A 19,400-nucleotide genomic window follows, 5' to 3' on the forward strand; every position below is an offset into this window, starting at 1 on the left:
TGCCCGGCATCAGCCGGGCTGATGCCGCCCCCTGCGCCGGCCCGGCAGCGCCAGGCCGAGGAGGCAGGCGGCCAGCAGCAGGGCGGTGCCGCCGAGCAGGCCGGCGGCGAACCCGCCGGTCAGGGCGGCCTCCCCGGGGTCACCGGCCGACGCCGTCCGCGCGGTCGCCAGCGCCACCAGGGCGGCGAGCCCCACGGCGCTGCCCACCTGCTTGGCCGTCGTGAGCAGGCCCGAGGCCAGGCCCGCCCGGTCGCTCCCCAGGCCGGAGGTGGCCGTCACGGTGAGCGGCAGCCCGGCGACGCCGAAGCCGGTCATCGCCAGCACCAGCGGCACGAGGACGTCCCGGGGATAGGAGCCCTCGACGTCGATGGCCGACAGCCAGACGAGCGCGGCCGCGCTCAGCAGCGTCCCCAGGAGGAACACGCCCCGCGGGCCCAGCGGGTCCAGCAGGCGGGGGGCCAGCTGCGCGCCGAGCGCGATGCCCACCGCACTCGGTGCCAGCGCGAGCCCGGCCGTCAGCGGGTCCAGGTCCCGGACCTGCTGCAGGTACAGGACGAGGAAGAACATCATCGCCGGGAGGACGCCGCCGGTCAGCGCCGCCAGGCCGTTGGCCACCGACACCGGCCGGACGCGCAGGACCGACAGCGGGACCACCGGCTGCGGCACCCGGCGTTCCACCACCACGAAGGCCGCCAGCGCGGCGACCGCACCGCCGAGGCAGGCCAGGGCCGGTCCCGACAGCCAGCCCCGCTCCTCCCCGAGGATCACCGCGGCGACGAGGAGGGCGGTCCCGGCCGTCACCGACACCGACCCCGGCAGGTCCAGGCGCCCCCGGGTGTGCCCGGGCGGCCGGCCGGCCAGCGCGCCGGCCGCCGCGACGACGAGCAGCGCCCCCAGGGGGACGTTGACGAACAGCACCCACCGCCAGCTCAGCAGGCCGGTGAGCACGCCGCCGATGACGCCTCCCAGACCGCCACCGGCGGCGGCCGCCGCGGTGAGCAGTCCGAGCGCCCGCGCCTTGGCCCGCGGGTCGGGGAACCCGGTGGTCACCAGGCTCAGCGTCGTCGGCACCAGGACCGCGCCACCCACGCCCTGCACGAAGCGCGCCGCCACCAGCTGCCAGCCCTCCTGGGCCAGACCACCGGCCAGGCTGGCCACGGAGAAGATCGCCAGCCCGGCGAGGAAGGCCCGCCGACGGCCCCAGAGGTCGCCGACCCGGCCGCCGAGCAGGAGGAAGCCGGCGAAGGTGAGCGTGTAGCTGCTCACCACCCACTGCAGGCCGGTGGCCGAGAGGCCGAGGCTCTCCTGCATCGGCGGGAGCGCGACGTTGACGATCGAGGTGTCGAGCACGCAGATGAACTGCGCCGCGCACGCCACCGCGAGGACCAGCCCGGGTCGCCGGACCTCGCCGGCGCGCGCGACGCCGGGAGCAGGGGACGCCGCGGGGGCGTCCACCTGCTCCGGGGTCGCGGCGCCCACTACTTGAACGTGTCCTCGAACTCGGTGTACGGCGTCGGCGGCACCGGGTCGAGCGTCTGCGCCCGGTCGTTGGCGTACGGGTGGTAGACGGTCTCCACCGGCTCGTCGACCGGCGGCAGGAAGACGGGGACGCCGTCGTCGCCGAACCAGGCGAGCTGCGAGTCGTGGCTCTCCTGGTTGTCCTTGGCGAAGGAGATCCAGTCCCGGTTGAACGGCGCCCGGGCGACCTCGTAGCAGCGGAAGTGCCAGATCCGCCACTCGCCGTCCTGCTTGACGAAGTCGACGCCGTACTTGCACCACACCCAGTGCGCCCACACCGGCTTGCCGTCGACCTCCCCGCCGGAGAAGACCCACGGCGGGACGCTCTCGGCGACCTCGGGGTCCATGAGCCCGGACTCCAGGCCGGCCATGATCCAGATGCCCTTGGCGGTCTGCCCGTCGGCGCCGACCTCGATGACCGGGGTGGTCGCGTAGTGGAACAGCAGCTTGCCGACCGGGCGCGGGCGGCCGCGGTGGTAGGCGGTCACCGACTCGTAGGTCGTGTAGCGGCCGACGTTGTTGTAGCGGGACCACATGCCGGGGGTGCCCGGCTTCGCCCAGAGCTCGGCGATGATCCGCTCGTCCTCGTAGGCGTTGTGGTAGTGCATGTAGCGGTTGAAGACGTTGTCCACCGCGCCGCGGTCGGCGGCGCGGGTGGCCTCCCGCCGTGTCTGCTCCAGCTGCTCCTGCAGCTCGTCGACGCGTCGGGCGAGTGCCTCGACGGAGGTCTCCGTGGTCGTCATGCCGGCTCCTGTCCTGGGGGGGTCGTCGGGGTCCTGGGGGTGCCGCTACTCGCTCGCCGCGCCCGCCACCGCCGGCTCGCCGGCGAGGTCGGCCGCGAGCGCCCGGGCGGCCCGGATGGCGAGGGCCACGCTGGTGAGCGTCGGGTTGCACGAGTTGGCGGTCGGGATGAGCCCGTTGCCGGCGAGCACCAGGCCGGGCACGCCCCACACGCGGGAGAAGGGGTCGCAGACGCTGGTGCCGTCGTCGGCCGGTCCCGTGCGGACGGTGCCCATGTAGTGCAGGGAGCTGCCGGCGGGCATGACCTTCGGCATCCCGTCGACGAACTCCCCGAGCGCGGCGGCCGCGCGGGCCTGGTGCACGCGGGCGCGGGCGAACTCGGCCTCCTCGCGCTCGGTGAGCTCGTAGGCGATCCGGATGCCCGGCAGGCCGTGCTCGTCGGGCCGGTCGTCCTCGAAGGTCAGCCGGTCCTCGGGGCGGGGCCACTTGCGGATGCCCCAGCCCATGCCCACGTAGCCGGCGGGGTTGTCCCGGAACCGGCTGCCCTCGGGCAGCGGCGCCGGCGACACCGGGTTCCACATCAGCTGGGCGTGGTACGGGTGCCGCTCCTCGTCGAAGCCGACGGACACGATCGCCCGGATCGGGTCGACCGGGGCCGTCGGGTCCTCCCGCTCGGGCAGCAGGTCCGGCCGCACGGCCACCACGCCGAACAGCAGCGGGTGCTCGGTCAGGTACCGGCCGAGCGCGGCGGGCCGGATGCCGGAGGCCCACAGCAACTGCGGCGTGCGCAGGGCGTCGGCGGCGACGACGACCGCGTCGGCGCGCACCTCCTCCTCGGTGCCGGTGCGCAGGTCGCGCAGCACCGCGCCCACCACCCGGTCCCCCTCGCGGACCAGCCGGACGCAGAGGGTCTCCGCGCGCAGGGTGAAGCGGTCGTCGGCGGGGACGCCGTCGAGGACGACGTCGGTGCCGCTCCAGCGCAGGGAGCCGTCCGGCCGCGGGTCGGCGGCCACCGGCAGCGGACGGACGGTGATGCCGTCGGGGGCGAACTCGGCGCGGACCGTCTCGAGGATCGCGGTCGCCTGCGGCGAGCCCGCGAAGTCCGGACGGTGGACGTGCAGCAGCTCCTCGGCCTCGGTGACCAGTTCCTCCCACTCGGCCGCGTCGAGGAACGGGATCCGCTCGCTGCCCACCGGTCGCGGCGTGGCGCAGGTCCAGTGGACGCCCTGGCCGCCGACGCAGGTGGCGCCGGCCGCCGCGGGCATGCCCGGTGAGCCGTCGGCGGCGCGGCCGATGAGGTGGGTGCCCTGCCGGGCGGTGATCGTCCCCTCGACGACGACGCCGCCGGGGATGCCCGACACGCCGCTCTCGCTGGACCGCCCCTGGGAGGCCAGCCGCGCCGCCGCCTGCTCCTCCGGGTCGGGGATGTTCTTGACGTTCATGCCGGCCGGGCGGCTGACGAGCGGCCCGGCCTCGACCATGAGCACCGAGACGTCGGTCAGCTGCTCGAGCAGCACCCGGGCGTGGGTGGCCCCGGTCGGCCCACTGCCGACGATCAGGATGCGGGCGGTCATGCGTGCGCCTCCTCGGCGACGGGGGTCGTGGCCGGCTGAGCGGCCGGCTGAGCGGCCAGCTGCGCGGCCACGGCCCGGGCGGTGAGCACGCCGAACGCGACGGCGGTGAGGGTGGGGTTGCAGGCGGTCGCCGTGGGGATGACGTTGTTGCCGCCGACGTAGAGGTTGGCGGTGCCCCAGACGCGGCCGGTCGGGTCGCAGACGCTGGTGCCGTCGTCGGTGCGGCCCATCCGGGTCGTGCCGAGGTAGTGCAGCGAGCTGCCCGGGGGCATGACGAACGGCTCCCCGAGCGGGCGGCCCAGGGCCCGTGCCGCCGAGGCGACCTCCTCGACGGCCGCGGCGACGGAGGCGCGGTCGGCGTCGCTGAGGGCGTAGTCGATGCGGATGGCCGGCAGCCCGTGCGGGTCGAGGTCGCCCTCGTCGAACCGGACGCGGTTGTCCGGCGAGAGCTCCTTGCGGCAGAACCAGCCCAGGCCCACCACCTGGCCGCGCCGGACGGTGAGGCCGGGGTCCAGCGGCACCGGCGAGGCGTCCATCTGCATGACCTGGCCGTGGAACGGCCGGTCGGCGGCGTAGGGCACCCAGGAGACACCGGAGACCGGGACGATCGCCCCGCCGCCCGGCGCGGCGGCGGCGGTGACCGGGAGGTCCGCGTCGACGGGCGCGTCCGCCGGGACGTACCGCTCGTCGAGCAGGGAGGCGGCCATCACCTGCGGGTGCTCGGTGAGGTACCGGCCGAGCGCCTGCGGCCGGATGCCCGAGGCCCACAGCAGCTGCGGCGTGCGGAAGGCGTCGGCGGCGACGACGACGGCGCAGGCGGGGATCGTGTACCGCTCCCCCGACGCCAGGTCGACCGCCTCCACGCCGGTCACCCGGTCGCCGTCCAGCAGGACGCGCCGGGCCAGGGTGCCGGTGCGCAGCTCCACGCCCGGCCGCTCCCACAGGTCCCCCGCGATGATCGCCGGGCCGGTCCAGTGCAGCGAGCCGTCCTCGCCGACCGTGACCGCCACCGGCATCGCGCCGACCGGCCGGCGGTGCGGCCGGTCGAACAGCTCGCCCAGGACCCGCTGCACCGCGCCGGTCAGCGGCGCCCGGTCGAAGGCGTGCGTCGTCACCGCCAGCAGCGCCTCGGCGCGGGTCAGCGCCTCGTCCAGCACGTCGGGGTCCACGCAGTCGGGCACCTCGTCGTCGACCGGCCGCGGGCAGGCCGCGGTCCAGTGCGCGCCCATCCCGCCGACGTTGGTCGAGATCGCCGCGTTGGGCATGTCCGGAGCGCCGACCAGGGCGGTGCCCGGCCGGGCCGGCGTGCCGCCCGGCAGCGGGCCGGGCCCCGTCGCCAGCGCCGCGAGGGCGGCGTCGCGGGCCTCGACGTCGGCGATGTTCTTCACGTGGCCGCCGGCCGGGTCACCGAGCGCCTGCCCGGCCTCGAGCACCAGGACGCGCAGGCCGGATCCGGTGTCGGCCAGCTCCCGCGCCACCGCGGTGCCGACCGGCCCGGAACCGACGACGACGACGTCGACATCGACGTCGACGTCGTGGGACGTGCTCATCGGGCGGCCACCGCGGGTTCGGCCTCGAGCAGCCGCTTGAGCATGTCGTGCTGCGCGCGGACCTGGTCGAAGGCGCTGTACCGGTCGCTGTAGGCGTGGGCCTCGTACTCGCTGGAGACGAAGCCGTCGTAGCCCTGCTCGCGCAGGACGCGCGCGACGGCCGGCCAGTCGATCGACGGGTCGGTGAGGCCGTCGGGGCCCTCGACGATCCCGTAGAACTTGCCGTGCACGTGGACGACGTGGGGGAAGAAGTCGGCCCACCGCTCGGGCGCCATGCGCCCGTGCATGGTGAACAGCATCTTGAGGTTGCCGATCTGGGGCGGCGTGGCGCCGGCCTCGGCCGCCCGCCGCTCCAGCTCCGGGAACTTCGCCATGGTCGGGCCGGGCTCGGCCCACAGCTCCTTGGTGAGCGCGGTGAGCTCCGGGGCGATGCCGGCGGCCCGGTGGGCGTCGTCGACGGCGTCCGGGACCGCCCGCATGCTCGCGCTCATGTCCGGGATGAAGCCCAGCCACGGGGTGTCCAGCCGGGTGAACAGCTCCTTGAGCGCGGCGACCGGCGGGGCGTCGAGCGTCAGCGGGGCGTGGATCTCCACGCCGACCTTGACGCCGAGCTCCTCGGCCAGCGGCAGCAGCCGCTCGAGGATCGCCGGGCCGGTCTCGATGCCGACGCGCGCGACGGGGAAACCGAGCGCGGCCGCCCCGCGCAGCTGCACGGCGACGTACTCGTGGGACTCGTCGTCCGAGAGCAGCCGGCCCGGGTACAGGCCCAGGTCGTTGTTGATCGCCAGGCACGACGGCGTGAGCCCCGAGGACTCGAGGACCCCGCGGACCTCCCGCTCCTGGTCCCCGGACAGCCGGGGCCAGCCGCGCAGGCTCTGGAAGGCGACCATCTCCAGCCCGGGGCCGAGGTCGCGGGCGGCGACCTCGCGGACGAGCGAGGCGAAGTCCCCGCCGGGACGGCGCTGCTCGAGGGTGAGGCTGAACAGGGTGGTGCCGAGGCGGGGCAGCCCCGGCGCGGTGTCCGTCACGAGCGTGCTCCCGCCGCGGTCAGGGTCTTGTCGGTGGCGCTGGGCGCCACCAGGGGCACCCGGTCCGGACCGGTGAGGATGTAGGGGATCGACAGGCCCAGCAGCAGCTGGACCCGGTGCTCGCGGCCGGGCGCCGTCTCGACCGGCGTGTGCAGCACCAGCGGGTCGGTGGTGAACCAGTACTCGTCGCCGGCCCCGGCCACCTCGGTCAGCGGGTGGCGGGTGCCGTTGACGGTGACCGACAGCTCGGCGGGGTCGATCCGGCGGCCGTCGACGGTGAGGTCGACGCGGGCCAGCGAGGGCAGCGGCAGAGCGCGGTACCAGTGCGAGTAGACGGCGATGTCCAGGCCGTCGGGGGTGGCGGTGAGCGAGTCGGCGCGCACCACCTGGTCGTCGAGGGGTCCCATGTCCGTTCCTCTCAGGCGGCCAGCGTCAGGCGCTTGCTGTCGCGGCCGCCGCCGGGCACCGGCATGTACGAGATGCGCAGGCGCACCGCGACGGCGACCTCGTGCTCGCCGGGCGTCAGCGGCTCGTCGGTCTCGAAGGTGAGCCGGGCCCGCTCCCCCATCTCCCAGCGGTCGTCGGTGGTCCGCGGCAGCTGGTCGAAGGTGTAGGTGTTGCCGTGCACGGTGAAGGTGGTGCGCGCCGGCGGCACGGGGCGGCCGTCGAGGACGAGGTCGACGGCCTCGACCATCGACAGCGCCAGGCCGCGGTAGTACGGCATCCGCACCTCCACGACGCCGCCGGTGCGGCCGTCGTCGAGGGCGCGGAAGCCCTCCTCGCAGACGATGTACCTGTCGAACATCAGGCGTCCTCTCCGGTGGTCTCGCCGAGCAGGCGGGCGAACATGGCGTGCTGGCGGCGGACCTGCTCGACGCTGTCCACGGGGTGCACGTCCTGGATGTGGCGGTTGCCCTCGTACTCGCTGGACAGGTGGCCGTCGAAGCCGCCCTCGACCAGCACCGGGACGATCCGGTCGTAGGGGATCGAGTACTCGACCCCGTCCTCGGTCATCTCGTAGAACTTCGCCTGGATGTGCCCGATGAGGGGCATGTGCTCGAGCATCGCCTTGGGCTCGCTCCAGATGTAGTGCGTCGCCTGACGGGCCAGGCCGAAGTCGACCGGGCCGCCGCCGCGGTAGTTGACGATGTCCATCAGGGCGTGGGTGTCGCCGTGGTCGTCGTAGGTCTCGACGATCAGGTCGACCAGCTCGGGCTTGGCGCCGTCCCGCAGCGCCCGCTCGCTGACCACGCGCGGGAACCGCTCGACGTAGACGCCCATGTCGGGCATCAGCCCCAGCGCGGGCGACCCCGTGCGGTACATGACCTCGAGGTGCTCGAGGATCCACGGGTGCTCGTAGTGGAAGGGCGCGTGCACCTCGAGCAGCAGCCGGACGCCCTGCTCCTCGGCGTAGGGCGCCGCCTCCTCCATGACCTCCGGCGGCGTGTTGATGATCGCCCGGACGACGGTCGCGCCGAGCCGGACGGCGATGTCGACGTCGCGGCAGATCGAGGCGACCTGCTCCTCGCGGGTCAGCCACCGGTCGCGGTGCAGCTTGGTGTCCAGGAAGAGGTCGGTGGCGACCGGCGTGGTGCCGTACCGCTCCATCCAGGAGAACCAGTTCCCGACGAACTCGTCGCTGACGTGCGGGAACCCCGGGATCATCTGCTCGGGGATGATCTCGATGCCCCGGGCGCCGATCTCGCCGGCGACGCGGATGCAGTCCTCGACGGACAGCGTCCGGAGGAAGTACTCCTCCTGGAACGAGTAGAGGCTCACGCCCCGCTTGATCTGGTGTGCCGGTGCGCTCACGGGGATCCCTCCCGGTCAGGCGGTCGCCGCGGCCAGGCGCGGCGACCGGGGGGGCGATGGCCTGCCCGGTGGACAGGTCGAAGAAGTGCAGGGCCGACGGCGGCACGGCGAACTGCGCGCGGGTGCCCTCGCGGACGGCCGCGGTCCCGGGCAGCCGGGCGTGGAGGACCGAGCCGGAGCCCAGCGCCCGCAGGTCCTCGGCGGCGGCCTGGTCGATGTCGGCGGCGATCTCCAGCGTCGCCTCGGTGACGACGGGGTCGGCGTCGACGCGGAGGTGGAGCAGCTTCTCCGGGGGGAGGTTCTCCACCAGCTCGACGTCGGCGACCAGCCGCGGCCACGCGGGATCGGCGCCGGCCGCCTCGCGCAGCGCCTCGGGACGCAGGCCGAGGGCGACCGGGGTGGCGTCCGCGCCGGCGAGCGCCGGGTGGGCGTCGAGGGCGCCGGCCGGCAGCACCAGCCGCTGGGAGCCGAGCACGATCTCGGCGCCGGTGGGCGTCCGGGTCACGGTGGCGCTCAGGACGTTCATCGGCGGGGAGCCGATGAACTCGGCGACGAACAGGTTGGCCGGGGACTCGTAGAGCTCGTCCGGGGTGCCCAGCTGCTGCAGCACGCCCTTGCGCAGGACCGCGATGCGGTCGCCCATCGTCATGGCCTCGACCTGGTCGTGGGTGACGTAGAGCGTGGTGGTCCGGTACTCGCGCTGGAGGTTGCGGATCTCGGCGCGCATCTGGCCGCGCAGCTTGGCGTCGAGGTTGGACAGCGGCTCGTCCATGAGGAAGGCCTGCGGCTGGCGCACGATCGCCCGGCCCATGGCCACCCGCTGCCGCTGCCCGCCGGACAGCGCCTTCGGCTTGCGGTGCAGCAGCTCGGTGAGGCCCAGGGACTCGGCCGCCCTGTCCACCCGCTGCCTGACCTCGGCCTTGCCGACACCGGCGCACAGCAGCGGGAAGCCGATGTTGTCCCGCACGGACATGTGCGGGTAGAGCGCGTAGTTCTGGAAGACCATCGCGATGTCGCGCTGCGAGGGGTGCACCTCGTTCACGACGCGGTCGCCGATGAGCAGCCGGCCGTCGGAGATCTCCTCCAGGCCCGCGGCCATGCGCAGCGCGGTCGTCTTGCCGCACCCGGAGGGACCGACGAGGACGAGGAACTCGCCGTCGCGGATGGACAGGTCGAGCTCGGAGACGGCCTGCGTCCCGTCCGGGTACCGCTTGGTGATCCGGTCGTAGGTGATCGATGCCATGACTGCTCCTGCTGCGGGTGGGGGTCGGTCAGGACGGGCTGTCGGCGCGGGCGGGCGTGCGGGGGTCCACCCAGTGCGGGAGGTCCCAGGGGCGGGCGAGGGCGTCCCGGAGGCGGGCGGCGAGGTCGGCGGCGTCCGGCAGCGGCGAGCTGCGGCCGTCGTCGCGGGCGTAGACGCGGCAGGTGAGGGCGGGCGGGGTGTCCACGGGGAAGAGGTCGCGGCGGCCGACGGTGAAGGTGGGCGACCCGGGGAAGCCGAGCTGCGCCGCCTCCTCGCGGGTGCGGACCTCGCGCTCGACGACGTGCACGTCCGCCCGGCCGAGCTCGGCGAGGGTGTCCCGGAGCAGGGCGGCGGCCCGGTCGTGCGTGGGGCAGCCGGCCCACCAGAGCAGCTCCACCCGCCACTTGATCGAGCAGCCGGCCGGCGAGGTCAGCGGCCGGGTCACCTCGCGCCCGGCCAGCACGTCGTCGAGCGCGGCGCGCAGCCAGCCGGCGTCCTGGGCCGGGTCGTCGTGGTCGCCGTCGGGGGCGCCGTGGTAGCGGACCAGCCCGGCCCGGTCGACGACGAAGACCTCGGGGGTCGCGGTGGCGCCGTAGGCACGGGCGGCCGACTGCTCGGCGTCGCGGAGGAAGGGACCGGCGAGCTCGCCGGCGGCGACGCGGCGCCGCATGCCCTCGAGGGAGTCCTCGGGGTGGTCGGTCTCGTCGTTGCTCACGACCTGCAGCACGACGACGTCCCGGTCGGCGTAGGAGCGGGCGACGTCCTGGACGCGGTCGTGCCAGGCGCGGGCGAACGGGCAGCCGTTGGCGGTGAAGACGACGACGGTCGCCGTGTGCGCGCCGGGGTCGAGCCGGACCGCCGCCCCCTCGGTGTCCGGGAGGACGAACGACGGCGCGGGGTCGCCGACGGTGAGCCGGGTGCCGGTCACGCCGCGACCTCCACCCAGGCCTGCGTCGCCGCGGACCGCAGCACCGCCCGCGTGACCCGGGCGGCGCGCGCGCCGTCGGTGAAGGTGGGCAGCCCGTCGGGCGCCTCGCCGCCGACGGCGGAGTACGTGTCGGCGACGAAGGCGTCGAAGCAGTCCTGGTAGCCCTGCGGGTGGCCGGCGGGGACGACGGAGTAGCGCGCGGCGGCCGGGTGCTCGGAGGAGCCGCGCAGCAGCTGCCGGTTGACCTCGCGGCCGCCGATCCACAGCGAGTCGGGGTTCTCCTGGTCGAAGCACAGGCTCTCGGCCGCGCCGTCGACGGAGAACCACAGCCGGTTCTTCCGGCCTGGGGTCACCTGGCTGACGGTCAGGTTGCCGACCGCGCCGCGGTCGGTCTCGAACAGCACGACGGCGGCGTCCTCGGTGGACACCGGGCGCCCACCGCGCTCCGGGTGCACGGTCAGCGTGCGCGCGGCCAGCCGGGTGATCCGGTGGCCGGAGACGAACTCGACCAGGTCGCACCAGTGCACGCCGATGTCGGCGAAGGCCCGCGAGGCGCCGCCGGTGGCGGCGTCGACCCGCCAGTCGTCGTCGGCGCCGTCGGCCAGCCAGTCCTGCAGGTAGGAGCCGTGCAGCAGCCGCACCGGGCCGGCCGTCCCGTCGGCCACGCGGGCCCGGGCCTCGCGCACGGTCGGGTAGAAGCGGTAGACGAAGGGCACGGTGGCGGTCACCCCGGCGTCGGCGGCCAGCGCCCGCAGCTCCTCGGCCTCGGCGGCGTCGACGGCCAGCGGCTTCTCGCACACCACGTGCTTGCCGGCCGCGACGGCCGCCCGCACCAGCGGGGCGTGCGAGGCGTTGGGCGTGCACACGTGCACCACGTCGACGTCGTCGGCGGCCAGCAGCTCCTCGACGGTGTCGCAGGCCGACTCCGCCCCGATCCGCTCGCGACCGGCCCGCGAGGACTCCGGCGTCGACCCGGCGACGCGGGTGACCACACCGCCGCCGCGCCGGACGGCGCGGGCGTGCACCGTGCCCATGAAGCCGACACCGACGATGCCGGCCCGGATCCGATCGCCCACGGGATCTCCTTCGGTGGTGCGGCGGCCACCTGCGTGACCTGGGACTCATACTTCTTCCGATTGTCGGAGGAAGTCAATGACGAGAGTGCTGTTCCTGGTGATGGAGCGCATCGGCGCCGTCGATGCCCGCGCGGGGCGCTCCTCCCGCCGGGCGGGCGGCGGGAGGAGCCTGGGGCCCTACTTGATGCCGCCGGCGAAGCCCTGGATGAAGCGCTTCTGGGCGAAGAGGTAGAAGGCCAGGATCGGGATCATCGAGATGATCACGATGGCGAAGATCTTGTTCCAGGCCGAGACCAGCGAGCCGACGTAGTAGTACATCGACACCGTCAGCGTCTGGCTGTCCGAGCCGCCCAGGAAGATCAGCGCGGTGAAGAAGTCGTTCCAGACGATGAGGCCGGTCAGGATCGCCACCGTCCCGGTCGCCGGCGCCATCAGCGGCAGGACGACCCGGAGGAACACGCGTGCCGGGCCGGCGCCGTCGAGCGCGGCCGCCTCCTCGTAGTCCCGGGGGAGGTTGCGGAAGAACCCGGCGTAGAGGAAGACCGCCAGCGGCATGAGCGTGCCGACGTAGAGGACGATCATCCCCCACACCGAGCCGACCAGGCCGACCTGCCGGGCGCCGATGTAGAGCGGGATGAGGCCGAGCTGGGTCGGCAGCACGATGGCGACGAGGAAGAGGTAGAAGGCGACGCTCCCCCACCTCGCCGTCGTGCGGGCCAGGACGTAGGCCGCCAGTGAGCCGAAGGCGACCAGGCCGAGGATGCTGCCCACGGTGATCACCACGCTGTGGAACAGGCCGAGCAGGATGTTGGAGTCACCGCCGGCGGTCAGCACCTCGGTGAAGTTCTCGAGGGTCGGCCGGCTCGGCGGGGTCGAGGACCCGGTGGTGAGCAGCTCCTCGTCCGGCTTGAGCGCGTTGATGACGAGGAAGTAGAACGGCAGCAGGGTCAGCAGGGCGACGGCCCAGACGAGCACCTCGCGCAGTGCCGTCGCCTTCGTGTAGCGGAACATCGGCTCGGATCCCTTACGACCGGTCCTTGGTGGCAGCCTGCTGCAGCACCGAGAAGACGAGCATGATGAGGGTCAGCAGGAGCGCGAGTGCGGCGCCGAAGCCGAAGTTGCTCAGCGCGAACGTCTCCTTGTAGACCTGCGTGGCCAGCGTCTCCGTCGCCCCCGCGGGTCCCCCGCCGGTGAGCGCCATGACCTGGTCGAAGACGCGCAGGCCCTGGATGAGCATGAGCGTCGACGCGATCGCCACCGAGGGGCGGATCGACGGCAGCGTGATGTACCGGAAGCGGCGCCAGGTGCTGGCCCCGTCCAGCGCCGCCGCCTCCTCGATCTCGGCCGGCACGGTGGCCAGTCCGGCGAGGTAGATGACCATCACCATGCCGGTCGTCTGCCAGGCCATGACGACCAGCACCGCCCACAGGGCCAGCGTCGGGTCGGCGAGCCACGTCTTCGGCGCCATGCCGAACCAGCCCAGGACGCCGTTGAGCGGGCCCTTGAAGTCGAAGATGAACTTCCAGATGTAGGAGACCGCCAGCGGGCTCAGCACGACCGGCATGAAGAACAGGACCCGGAGCAGGTAGCGCGTCTTCAGCGTGCGGTTGAGCGCCAGTGCCAGCAGCAGCCCGACGACGTTGGTGGCGATCAGGAAGCCGAAGGCCAGGAACAGCGTGTTCTTCAGCGACCCGATGAGGGTGGGGTCCTCGAAGATGCGGCGGAAGTTGTCCAGGCCGACGAAGTCGAAGTCGCCGATCCCGGTCCAGTTGGTGAAGGCGTAGAAGGCCCCGCCGGCGGTGGCGACGTAGTGGATCAGCAGCACCGCCAGGACGGCGGGCAGCGCCCACCACCAGCGGCCGTAGGTGATGAGCGGCCGGCTCCGCCGGGAGCGGGCGGAACGCCCGCCCCCGGCGGCCGGGACCGTGCCCCGGACGACTGCACCGGTGTCCTGCGGGGTGCCCATGGTTGCGGTCATCGTCAGTCCCTCGGTGCGTCCGGAGGTGCGGTCGGGAGGTGGTGCCGGGATCAGCCGGCCCGGGTCACTGGTCCCAGGCCTGGTCGATCGACTCGAGCACGGACTGGACGTCGCCCTGGCCGGCGAGCAGGCCCTGGACGCCGGTCGACAGCGCGTCGTACACGCCCGGGTTCGGCCAGGCCAGGTTCGGCAGCGGCGCGTAGTCCCCGTTCTCCAGCAGGTCGGCGACCGGCTCGTACACCGGGGACAGGTTCTCGTCCGGGCCGGTGATGGCGACCCCGCCCTGCAGCTCGGTGAACCGGGCGGCGTTCTCCGGCTCGGCCATCCAGGCCAGGAACTCGCGCGCGGCCTCCTTGGCGCCCTCGTCGGCCGAGGCGTTGATCGACAGCGCGTAGTTCGGGCTGGCGAGCAGGAACGACTCCCCGCCGTCGGCCGGCGGGAACGGCTGCACCTGCAGGTTGAGCCCCGGGCTGGCGTTGGCCAGCTCGGTGGCGGCGGCCCCGGGGACGAAGGCGCCCAGCGAGGTGCCCTGCGTCAGGCCCTGCGTGATGGCGTCGAAGCCACCACCGGCCGCGCCCTGCTGGAAGCAGCCGGCCTCGTTCATGTCGACGATCGTCTGCAGGGTGGCCTGCCAGCCCTCGCTGTCGGCGAAGCTGACGTCACCGGCCGAGCGCTGCTCGTTCCAGTCCGGGGTCTCGGCGTAGACCCGGGTGGCGGAGATGGCCATGGCCATCAGGCCCATGTTCGGCGGGGCGGATCCCGCGGCGGCGAGGAACGACTTGCCGTCCCCGGCCAGGGTGCCGCAGGCGTCGATCATCGCGGACTCGTCCGCGGGGACCTCGACGCCGGCCTCGGAGGCCGCGCTGGAGTTCCAGACCATGCCGACGGGGATGATGCTGGTCGGCTGCGCGTAGACCTTGCCGTCGATCTCGAACAGCGACTCGTTGCCCTCGGGGATGAGGGCCGCCGACTCCTCGCCGAGCTCCTCGATGTAGCCGGCCTCGGCCATGGGCAGCACCGCGTTGGCGTTGCCGGCGCCGGGCGAGAACATCAGGACGTCCGGGGCACTGCCGCCCTGCAGCTGGGTGCGCATGGACAGGCCGTAGCTGTCCGGCGGCAGACCCTGCGTCTCGATCTGGACGCCGGTCTCCTCGGAGTACTGGTCGGCGAGCAGCTGCCAGGGGTTCTCCTGCCCGCCCGAGGCGTTCTCGAAGGCGAAGCTGAAGCTGTTCGCGGCCCCGCCGGAGCCGCCGGAGCCGCTCTCCTCGTCCCCGCCCCCGCAGGCGGCGAGCGTCAGCGCGCTCACGGCCGGAACGGCGACGAGGACCCCGATGCGGCGGAGCCCCCGGTGACGGTGCTGGGTCATGTGTTGCCTCTCTCCACGTGTCCGGGGACCGGACGACGACTGCGACGCTGGATGTCGAGCACCGCGTCCGGCCGCTGGAGCGCCGTCCGCGTGATGGCAACCACATACTTCTGCCATCGAGCGGAGGAAGTCAATGCAACATGGACGTAACGCTGGTGATGCCGGGCATCAGCCGCGGTGATGACGTGGACCACAGCGGTCCGCCGTCACGCGGACGGGCGGTCCGGCGTGTCCACGATCTCCGGATGACCGGACGGGGAGCCCCAGGGCAGCCACAGCGCCAGCCGGTCCGGCGTGAAGAGGTTGTCCAGGACGAGGTGGACGGCGCCGGCCAGCCCGGCGGCCGCCCCGAGCGCGGACGGCTCGATCCGCAGCGTGCGCGTCGCCAGCGGCAGCGACCGCCGGTAGACCGACTCCCGGATGACCGCCAGGACGTGGTCGCCGGCGTGCACCACTCCCCCGCCGAGGACCACCAGGCCGGGGTTGTAGAAGCTGACCAGGGTCGCCAGCGTGCCGCCGACCAGCCGGCCGGCCCGCGCGAGCAGGGCGCGAGCCGCCGGGTCGCCGCGCTCCGCGGCGGCGGTCACGTCCGCGGCCGTCAGGTCGCCCCGGGCCGCGAGGGCCTCGGCCAGCACCGGACTGCCTCCGCGCTCCGCCAGCTGGCGCCCGTCGCGGGCCAGGGCCGCCCCACCGGCCACCGCCTCCAGGCAACCCACGTTGCCGCAGCGGCAGATGACCGTGTCGGCCTCGGCGACGGCCACGTGACCGATGTCGCCGGCACACCCGTTGACCCCGCGGTGCAGCCGCCCGCCGGACACCAGGCCGGCGCCGATGCCCGTGCCGATCTTGACGTAGAGCAGGTCGCCCGTCGCGGCGGCGGCGGGGTTGGTGCGCAACTCGCCCAGCGCGAGGACGTTGACGTCGTTGTCCACCCAGACCGGGGCGGCGAAGCGGCCGGCCAGCCGCTCGCGGACGGGGTAGCCGTCCCACCCCGGCATGATCGGCGGGGCGACGGGCCGCGAGGTGGCGAACTCGACGGGGCCGGGGACGCCCACCCCGACGCCCCACAGTGGCGGCGGGTCCGTCAGCCGGGCGAGCAGCCCCTCGACCAGCTCCTCGACCCGACCGAGCACCGCGTCGGGTCCGTCGGCGACGTCCACGGGCTCGTGGGTCTCCACGAGGACGTGACCGGAGAGGTCGGCGAGGCCCACGGCCATCCCGGTGGCGCCGATGTCGGCGCCGGCGACCAGCCCCGCTGCCCGCCGCAGCCGGAGCCTCCGCGGGGCACGGCCGCCGTTCGACGGAGCCAGCCCGTCCTGCGCGACGAGACCGGCCGCCTCCAGGTGGGCGACACGCTGGGCCACGACGGTCCGGCCCAGTCCGACCCGCTGGACGAGCCGGGGCTGGGTGATCCCCGGGGAGGTCCGGATGGCGTCGAGGACGGCGACGAGTCCGTCCGACCGGTCACCGGACACCGGCGGCACCGCCCGGGCGGCCGGTGTCCACGTTCACGGACGCAGCGTAACGGAACTTCTACCTCTCTGCGGCAGAAGTTCGGGTCCGCCCGACGGAACCCGTCCCGGTTCAGGCGGGGACGTGCCCGTCGAGTGCCGTGATCGTGGCCCCGCCGCTGCGGGCGTCGAGCACCGCCGGGAGGTGGTCGGGACTGAACAGCTCTCCCAGCGCGAACTCGACGGCGCCGGTGATCCCGGCGATCTCCTGGTCGAAGGCCGACGGCTCGATCCTCAGGTCCCGGGTCGCCGAGGGCAGGGCCAACCGGTAGATCTCCTCGCGGATCGCGGCCAGGACGTGGGCGCGCGCCCGGGCGACGCCTCCGCCGACCACGACCAGGTCGGGGTCGAACACGTTGACGAGGATCGCGAGACTGCGCCCGATCATGGTGGCGCTGCGGTGCAGGAGCGCACGGGCCGCGGCGTCCCCCCGGCCCGCGGCCTCGGTGACGTCGACCGGGCGGATCCGGCCGGTGCGGGCCAGGACCTGGGCGAGGGCGGGGCTCTGCGCCGTCTCGGCCAGCAGCCGGCCGTCGCGGACCAGGGCCGCACGCCCGGCGACCGCTTCCAGGCACCCCGTCCTGCCGCAGTGACAGGCCACGTCGTCCGCGCCCGGCACCGGGACGTGGTCGATGCCGCCGGCGAGCCCGTGGGCGCCCCGGTGGATCCTGCCGTCGAGCACCACCGCGGCGCCGAGGCCGTAACCACCGCCCAGGTAGATCATGTGCCGCGAGCGCGCCGCGACCGGGTTGACCCTGCGCTCACCGAGAGCCGAGAGGTTGGTCCGGTTGTCCACCCAGACCGGGACCCCGAAGCGTTCGGCCAGCCGCTCCCTGATGGGGTGCCGGCTCCAGTCCGGCAGCGTCGGCATGGTGGCCGGTTCGCCGCTGTCGTAGGCCACCGGCCCGGGCATGCCGACACCGAAGGACCACAGGCTGCGGTGGGCGCCCACCTCGTCGACCAGCTCGGCGGCCAGCTGCTCGACGGCGCCGATGACGATCTCGGGTCCGTCGACGACGTCGATCTCCCGGTGCCGCGTCTCCAGCAGCGCGCCCGAGAGGTCGGCCACCCCGACCACGAGCTCGTTCGTGGCGATGTCCGCGCCGAGCACGTAGCCGGCCTCGCTGTGGAGACGCAGGCGGCGCGGCGCCCGGCCACCCGTGGAGGGCCCGAACCCGTCGGAGACGACGAGGCCGGCCGCCTCCAGCTCCGCGACCCGCTGCGCGACGACGCTCCGGCCGAGGCCCACCTGTTCCACGAGCATCGGCTGCGTGATGTCCGACGAGCTGCGGATGGCGCCGAGCACGGCGGCGAGGCCGGCGTAGCGGTCACTCGGCACGACTGCGTCTCCTCCCCTGTCCGGTCGCTCCCATCATCCGGCGCAAGTGCAGCACGGTGACGGCCCACCGGCACGAGATCGTCCCGAGGGGTCACCGGCGAGCGGTCGGGACCCCGTCAGCGGGACCGGCCCGCGTTGAGCCGGGCGGCCTGGCGCAGCAGGTGGTCGCGCTCGGCGAGGTCGGTCGCCCTCCCGGCCGCCTCGGCGTACAGCCGCGCCGCCGTCGCGAGGTCGCCGTCGCGCTCGTGCAGGTAGGCCGCGACCGCGGTGTGGCGGGGCAGCGAGTCGTCCAGCGCCGCCAGCTCCGCGAGGCCCGCGCGGGGTCCGTCGGCCTCGCCGACGGCCACCGCCCGGTTGAGCCGGACCACCGGGCTGCCGGTCAGGCGGACGAGTTCGTCGTACCACTCGACGATCTGCACCCAGTCGGTCTCCGCCGCGGTGGGCGCGTCCGCGTGCAGCGCCGCGACGGCGGCCTGGGCCTGGTACTCCCCCAGCCGGTCCCGGGCGAGGGCCGCCTGCAGGATCCCGATCCCCTCGGCGATCAGCCCGGTGTCCCACCGGCTCCGGTCCTGCTCGGCGAGCGGCACCAGGCTCCCGTCGGGCGCGGTCCGGGCGGCGCGCCGGGCGGAGTGGAGCAGCATGAGGGCGAGCAGCCCCTGCACCTCGGGGTGGTCGACCACGGCCGCGAGCTGCCGGGTGAGCCGGACGGCCTCGGCGGCGAGGTCGACGTCGCCGGAGTAGCCCTCGTTGAAGACCAGGTACAGGACGCGCAGCACGGTGGCGACGTCGCCCGGCCGGTCGAACCGCACGCCGGAAACGGTGCGCTTGGCCCGGCTGATGCGCTGCGCCATGGTCGCCTCGGGCACCAGGTGGGCCTGGGCGATCTGGCGGGTGGTCAGCCCGCCGACCGCCCGCAGCGTGAGCGCGACCGCCGACGACGGCGTCAGCGACGGGTGGGCGCACAGGAAGTAGAGGTGCAGCGTGTCGTCCGCGGCGGGCACGGGCCCGGGCGCGGGCTCCTCCTCGACGACGTCCTCGCGCCGGCGGCGGGCGGCGTCGGCGCGGGTCGCGTCGAGGAACCGGCGCCAGGCCACCGTCACCAGCCAGCCCTTCGGGTCCCGCGGCGGGTCGGCCGGCCAGGTGCGGACCGCCTCGACCAGCGCGTCCTGCACGGCGTCCTCGGCCGCCGCGAAGTCGGCTCCGCGGCGGACGAGGACGCCGAGCACGCCGGGGGTAAGGCTGCGGAGCAGGACCTCGTCCAGCGGGGCGGTCACTCCGTGATGGTGGGCGGTGCGCCCAGGAAGGGACGGACCTCGAGCCACTCGTGGATCGGCTGCCCGCCCGCCCCGGGGGCGGCCGACAGCTCCCCGGCCAGCTCGACGGCGCGCTCCTGGCTGTCGACGTCGATGACCATCCAGCCGGCGATGAGGTCCTTGGTCTCGGGGAACGGGCCATCGGTGACCGGCGGGCGGCCCTCGCCGTCGTACCGGACCCACAGCCCCTCCGGGGAGAGCGCCTGGCCGTCGACGAACTCGCCGGTCCCCTCCAGCCTGGCCGCGAAGTCCTCCATGTACTGCACGTGGGCGGAGATCTCCTCCGGCGTCCACTTCTCCATGGGGACGTCGTTCACCGCCGCCGGGGCTCCGCGGTAGTGCTTGAGCAGCAGGTACTTGGCCATCGTGGTCTCTCCTCGGTGCCGGTGCGGCCCATCCTGGCCGCTCGCACCCCGGGGACGG

Annotated in this window: 17 protein-coding genes and 1 pseudogene; all 18 read right to left on the reverse strand. The window is 74.3% G+C overall.

Going from position 1 to position 19,400, the window contains the following annotated elements; translation table 11 throughout:
• Positions 1–9: 9 nt before the first annotated feature.
• Positions 10–1,479, reverse strand: a complete 1,470-nt coding sequence (locus ACI8AK_RS13400; protein WP_456902417.1) for an MFS transporter — start codon at positions 1,477–1,479, stop codon at positions 10–12.
• Positions 1,479–2,261 (reverse strand): nuclear transport factor 2 family protein, encoded by a 783-nt coding sequence (locus tag ACI8AK_RS13405; RefSeq protein ID WP_387988105.1) that lies wholly within the window; start codon positions 2,259–2,261, stop codon positions 1,479–1,481. Before ACI8AK_RS13405 ends, ACI8AK_RS13400 begins: the two co-directional genes overlap by 1 nt.
• A 45-nt stretch (positions 2,262–2,306) precedes the next feature.
• A complete protein-coding gene (locus ACI8AK_RS13410) occupies positions 2,307–3,833 on the reverse strand; it encodes a GMC oxidoreductase (RefSeq protein WP_387988104.1) in 1,527 nt (508 codons plus the stop codon).
• The gene (locus ACI8AK_RS13415) at positions 3,830–5,383 is read right to left on the reverse strand and encodes a GMC oxidoreductase (protein WP_456902415.1); all 1,554 of its coding nucleotides are present in this window, start codon (positions 5,381–5,383) and stop codon (positions 3,830–3,832) included. Before ACI8AK_RS13415 ends, ACI8AK_RS13410 begins: the two co-directional genes overlap by 4 nt.
• Positions 5,380–6,411: a sugar phosphate isomerase/epimerase family protein gene (locus ACI8AK_RS13420; RefSeq protein WP_387988102.1), complete on the reverse strand. Its 1,032-nt coding sequence runs from the start codon at positions 6,409–6,411 to the stop codon at positions 5,380–5,382. Before ACI8AK_RS13420 ends, ACI8AK_RS13415 begins: the two co-directional genes overlap by 4 nt.
• Positions 6,408–6,818 (reverse strand): C-glycoside deglycosidase beta subunit domain-containing protein, encoded by a 411-nt coding sequence (locus tag ACI8AK_RS13425; RefSeq protein WP_387988101.1) that lies wholly within the window; start codon positions 6,816–6,818, stop codon positions 6,408–6,410. Before ACI8AK_RS13425 ends, ACI8AK_RS13420 begins: the two co-directional genes overlap by 4 nt.
• An 11-nt stretch (positions 6,819–6,829) precedes the next feature.
• Positions 6,830–7,216 carry a C-glycoside deglycosidase beta subunit domain-containing protein gene (locus tag ACI8AK_RS13430; protein ID WP_387988100.1) on the reverse strand — a complete coding sequence of 129 codons (387 nt, stop codon included), beginning with the start codon at positions 7,214–7,216 and terminating at the stop codon, positions 6,830–6,832.
• Entirely contained in the window at positions 7,216–8,223 is a 1,008-nt protein-coding gene (locus tag ACI8AK_RS13435; RefSeq protein WP_456902414.1) for a sugar phosphate isomerase/epimerase family protein, read from the reverse strand. The genes ACI8AK_RS13430 and ACI8AK_RS13435 overlap by 1 nt, the downstream gene beginning before the upstream one ends.
• Positions 8,224–8,344: 121 nt before the next feature.
• Positions 8,345–9,466 (reverse strand): annotated as a pseudogene (locus ACI8AK_RS13440) (ABC transporter ATP-binding protein); the annotation flags it as partial.
• Between the two features lie 28 nt (positions 9,467–9,494).
• Positions 9,495–10,394: a thioredoxin family protein gene (locus ACI8AK_RS13445; protein WP_456902413.1), complete on the reverse strand. Its 900-nt coding sequence runs from the start codon at positions 10,392–10,394 to the stop codon at positions 9,495–9,497.
• Positions 10,391–11,470, reverse strand: a complete 1,080-nt coding sequence (locus ACI8AK_RS13450; protein ID WP_456902412.1) for a Gfo/Idh/MocA family protein — start codon at positions 11,468–11,470, stop codon at positions 10,391–10,393. Before ACI8AK_RS13450 ends, ACI8AK_RS13445 begins: the two co-directional genes overlap by 4 nt.
• Before the next feature lie 177 nt (positions 11,471–11,647).
• The gene (locus ACI8AK_RS13455; protein WP_387988095.1) at positions 11,648–12,481 is read right to left on the reverse strand and encodes a carbohydrate ABC transporter permease; all 834 of its coding nucleotides are present in this window, start codon (positions 12,479–12,481) and stop codon (positions 11,648–11,650) included.
• 13 nt (positions 12,482–12,494) lie between these two features.
• Positions 12,495–13,436, reverse strand: coding sequence for a carbohydrate ABC transporter permease (locus ACI8AK_RS13460; protein WP_456902411.1), 942 nt, complete (start codon positions 13,434–13,436; stop codon positions 12,495–12,497).
• 76 nt (positions 13,437–13,512) lie between these two features.
• Entirely contained in the window at positions 13,513–14,754 is a 1,242-nt protein-coding gene (locus ACI8AK_RS13465; RefSeq protein ID WP_456956612.1) for an ABC transporter substrate-binding protein, read from the reverse strand.
• Between the two features lie 266 nt (positions 14,755–15,020).
• A complete protein-coding gene (locus ACI8AK_RS13470) occupies positions 15,021–16,289 on the reverse strand; it encodes an ROK family transcriptional regulator (RefSeq protein ID WP_456902410.1) in 1,269 nt (422 codons plus the stop codon).
• A 109-nt stretch (positions 16,290–16,398) separates the two neighbouring features.
• Positions 16,399–17,664, reverse strand: coding sequence for an ROK family transcriptional regulator (locus tag ACI8AK_RS13475; RefSeq protein ID WP_456902409.1), 1,266 nt, complete (start codon positions 17,662–17,664; stop codon positions 16,399–16,401).
• A 116-nt stretch (positions 17,665–17,780) separates the two neighbouring features.
• Complete coding sequence (locus ACI8AK_RS13480) at positions 17,781–18,938, reverse strand: RNA polymerase sigma factor (RefSeq protein WP_456956614.1); 1,158 nt, start codon at positions 18,936–18,938, stop codon at positions 17,781–17,783.
• Positions 18,935–19,342, reverse strand: coding sequence for a YciI family protein (locus ACI8AK_RS13485; protein WP_387988089.1), 408 nt, complete (start codon positions 19,340–19,342; stop codon positions 18,935–18,937). Before ACI8AK_RS13485 ends, ACI8AK_RS13480 begins: the two co-directional genes overlap by 4 nt.
• Between the last annotated feature and the right edge of the window lie 58 nt (positions 19,343–19,400).

The organism is Geodermatophilus sp. SYSU D00867 (assembly GCF_054050315.1).

What these genes read in the sequence shown, in the direction of transcription:
- ACI8AK_RS13405 (WP_387988105.1), bottom strand. Translation starts at nt 2,261, where the DNA reads ATGACGACCACGGAGACCTCCGTCGAGGCACTCGCCCGACGCGTCGAC.
- ACI8AK_RS13410 (WP_387988104.1), bottom strand. Translation starts at nt 3,833, where the DNA reads ATGACCGCCCGCATCCTGATCGTCGGCAGTGGGCCGACCGGGGCCACC.
- ACI8AK_RS13415 (WP_456902415.1), bottom strand. Translation starts at nt 5,383, where the DNA reads ATGAGCACGTCCCACGACGTCGACGTCGATGTCGACGTCGTCGTCGTC.
- ACI8AK_RS13425 (WP_387988101.1), bottom strand. Translation starts at nt 6,818, where the DNA reads ATGGGACCCCTCGACGACCAGGTGGTGCGCGCCGACTCGCTCACCGCC.
- ACI8AK_RS13430 (WP_387988100.1), bottom strand. Translation starts at nt 7,216, where the DNA reads ATGTTCGACAGGTACATCGTCTGCGAGGAGGGCTTCCGCGCCCTCGAC.
- ACI8AK_RS13455 (WP_387988095.1), bottom strand. Translation starts at nt 12,481, where the DNA reads ATGTTCCGCTACACGAAGGCGACGGCACTGCGCGAGGTGCTCGTCTGG.
- ACI8AK_RS13460 (WP_456902411.1), bottom strand. Translation starts at nt 13,436, where the DNA reads ATGGGCACCCCGCAGGACACCGGTGCAGTCGTCCGGGGCACGGTCCCG.
- ACI8AK_RS13485 (WP_387988089.1), bottom strand. Translation starts at nt 19,342, where the DNA reads ATGGCCAAGTACCTGCTGCTCAAGCACTACCGCGGAGCCCCGGCGGCG.